The following is a 3,216-nucleotide window of genomic DNA, read 5'->3' as shown; positions in this document are numbered from 1 at the left end:
GAATCCGCTCGCCTGGTTGAAAAAGCGCTGGGCAAGCCCCTGTCGGCGGTGTTTCGGCAGTTCGACGCCGACCCGATCGCCAGCGCCTCCATCGCGCAGGTGCACTTCGCCGTGCTGCACGATGGCCGCGAAGTGGCCGTCAAGGTGTTGCGCCCCGGCATGCTCGACGTCATCGACGACGACCTGGCCCTGATGCGCACCCTGGCTGGCTGGGTCGAGCGCCTGTGGGCCGACGGCAAGCGCCTCAAGCCACGTGAGGTGGTCGCCGAGTTCGACAAATACCTGCACGACGAGCTGGACCTGGTGCGCGAGGCGGCCAACGCCGCCCAGCTGCGCCGCAACATGCAGGGGCTCGACCTGGTGCTGGTGCCCGAGATGATCTGGGACTTCTGCACCCCCACCGTGATGGTGATGGAGCGCATGAAGGGCGTGCCGATCAGCCAGATGGCGCGCCTGCGCGAGGCCGGCGTCGACATCAAGAAGCTGGCCCGCGACGGCGTGACCATCTTCTTCACCCAGGTGTTCCGAGACGGCTTCTTCCACGCCGACATGCACCCGGGCAACATCCAGGTCAGCCTGGACGCACGCAGCTTCGGGCGCTACATCGCACTCGACTTCGGCATCATCGGCACGCTGACAGAAGTTGACAAGGATTACCTGGCGCAAAACTTCATCGCCTTCTTCCACCGCGACTACAAGCGCGTGGCCGAGCTGCACATCGAGAGCGGCTGGGTGCCGGCCACCACGCGCGTGGACGAGCTCGAAGGTGCCATCCGCACGGTGTGTGAGCCCTACTTCGACCGACCGCTCAAAGAAATCTCGCTGGGCCAGGTGCTGCTGCGCCTGTTCCAGATCTCGCGGCGATTCAATGTCGAGATCCAGCCACAGCTGGTGCTGCTGCAAAAAACGCTGCTCAACGTGGAAGGCCTGGGGCGCGAACTCGACCCCGACCTCGACCTGTGGAGCACGGCCAAGCCCTTCCTGGAGCGCTGGATGCACGAACAGGTGGGCTGGCGCGGCATGGTCTCGCGCCTCAAACGCGAGGCCCCACGCTACGCCAAGCTGCTGCCAGAGCTGCCGCGCCTGCTGCACCACCAGCTGGAGCACGGCGATCAGGCCCTGCGCCGCGACATGCACGCCATCTTGCTGGAGCAAAGGCGCACCAACCGCATCCTGTCTGCCATGGTGTGGCTGGGTGTCGGTTTCGGTCTGGGGTTGCTGGTGGCACGGCTCGTGCTGGCCCTGCACGAACACGGGGTGCTGTGAGGCGAAGGCCCCGCCAGCGACTAAACTGCGCCCCCTGATGCCCTGCCCGGGTGAGCCCGCAACTCTGCGCTCCCCGGGTCCTTTTTTGCGTTCTTCGGCCTGATTGTTGGAAAGGTGCTGCCGAACATGAACACCACGCTGCTCGCTTTCGTGATCCTCTACCTGGTCGCCACCATGGCGCTGGGCATGTACGCGGGCACGCGCATCAAGAGCACCGCCGACTTCGCCATTGCCGGGCGCAGCCTGCCGCTGGCCATGGTCATCACCACCACCTTTGCGACCTGGTTCGGCGCCGAGACGGTGATGGGCATCCCGGCCAAATTTGTCGAGGGTGGCCTGCATGCCGTCATCGAGGACCCATTCGGCGCCTCGATGTGCCTGGTGCTGGTGGGCGCCTTTTTCGCCAGCCGGCTCTACAAGATGAGCCTGCTGACCATCGGAGACTTCTACCGTCACCGCTACGGCAAAGGCGTCGAGATTTTTTGCTCCATCGCCATCATCCTGAGCTACCTGGGCTGGGTGGCCGCCCAGATCACCGCCCTGGGCCTGGTCTTTGCGGTGCTCTCCGGGGGCGCCATCAGCGCCGAGCTGGGCATGGTCATCGGCACGGCGCTGGTGCTGGTCTACGTGATGGTGGGCGGCATGCTGGCCGTGGCCTGGACCGACTTCGTGCAGATGGTGGTGCTGGTGGTGGGCCTGTCCTTCATCGCCTGGCTGGCCGCTGACCAGGCCGGTGGCGCCGACCAGGTGTTCGCGCTGGCCGAACAGCAGAACTGGTTCAAGATCCTGCCCGAACACACCGTCGATGGCTGGGTCTGGTTCATCGCGGCGGCCATCACCATGATGTTCGGCTCGATCCCGCAGCAGGACGTCTTCCAGCGCGTGATGTCGGCCAAGGACAGCGACACGGCGCGCAAGGGCGCCATCATCGGTGGCTTCAGCTACCTGGCGTTCGCCTTCGTGCCCATGTTCATCGTGGCCTCGGCGCTGATCATCATGCCGGTCGAGACCAAGGAGCTGCTGGCCAACGACCCGCAGAAGGTGCTGCCCACGCTCATCCTGAGCAAGATGCCTCTGATCGCGCAGATCTTTTTCTTCGGCGCGCTGGTCTCGGCCATCAAATCGACCTCGTCTGCGACGCTTCTGGCGCCTTCAACCAGCTTCGTCGAGAACATCCTGAAAAACATCCACCCCGGCATGAGCGACCGCCAGGTGCTGCTGTCCATGCGGATCACGCTGTTCGTGTTCACGGCGCTGGTGCTGACCTACGCCATCGTGATGCAAGGCACGGCCATCTATGACCTGGTGTCGGCGGCCTACCAGATCCCCCTGGTCGGGGCATTTGTGCCGCTGCTCTTCGGGCTGTACTGGTCGCGCGCCACCACGCAGGGCGCCATTTTGTCGATCGTGCTGGGCATCGGCACGCTGGCGCTGTTCACCTTTGAATCGAGCGTTGGAGCGAGCTTCGTAAATGCCACCCTTGAAATGTTGCTTCCGCGAAGGCTCCACGCGCCAGACGCACAATTTTTCGTCGATTTCCCGGGGCAGCTTGCCGGCCTGATCATGGCGCTGGGCGGCATGCTCGTGGGCTCGCTCATGCCCCAGTTCATCGGCGACCACCGGGCGCGCCAGGCCAGCCTCGCCTGAGACGTGCCGCGCACCGCACACCAGCATCCCCTCATGCCTCGAAGCGGAACCCCCTTGAAGGTGGCGTGGCGCCACCCCATTTACAATCCCGCACAGGGTTGACCCGAGGTTTCACCATGCCAATTTATGCCTACCGCTGTGGCGCCTGCGGCCACGCCAAGGACGTCCTGCAAAAGATGTCCGACGCCCCTTTGACCACCTGCCCAGCCTGTGGCGCCGAAGCTTTCAGCAAGCAGGTCACCGCTGCCGGCTTCCAGCTCAAGGGCTCTGGTTGGTACGCGACCGACTTCCGTGGCGGCTCGG

The 3,216-nt window shown here is 64.7% G+C and carries 3 protein-coding genes; all 3 read left to right on the top strand.

The window, feature by feature from the left end; all coding sequences use genetic code 11:
* Positions 1–1,266 (top strand): ubiquinone biosynthesis regulatory protein kinase UbiB (gene ubiB, locus B2W70_RS05935; RefSeq protein ID WP_286743793.1); only part of this gene is annotated, 1,266 nt, incomplete at its 5' end.
* Between the two features lie 126 nt (positions 1,267–1,392).
* Complete coding sequence (locus tag B2W70_RS05930) at positions 1,393–2,913, top strand: sodium:solute symporter family protein (protein WP_286743791.1); 1,521 nt, start codon at positions 1,393–1,395, stop codon at positions 2,911–2,913.
* A 116-nt stretch (positions 2,914–3,029) separates the two neighbouring features.
* Positions 3,030–3,216: FmdB family zinc ribbon protein (locus B2W70_RS05925; RefSeq protein ID WP_286743789.1), on the top strand; the 187-nt coding region annotated here is incomplete at its 3' end.

It is taken from the genome of Aquabacterium sp. UBA2148 (assembly GCF_002328915.1).
Lineage (GTDB): Bacteria > Pseudomonadota > Gammaproteobacteria > Burkholderiales > Burkholderiaceae_C > Aquabacterium > Aquabacterium parvum.
This window is presented reverse-complemented; position numbering and strand designations above follow the sequence as displayed.

What these genes read in the sequence shown, in the direction of transcription:
- B2W70_RS05930 (WP_286743791.1), top strand. Translation starts at nt 1,393, where the DNA reads ATGAACACCACGCTGCTCGCTTTCGTGATCCTCTACCTGGTCGCCACC.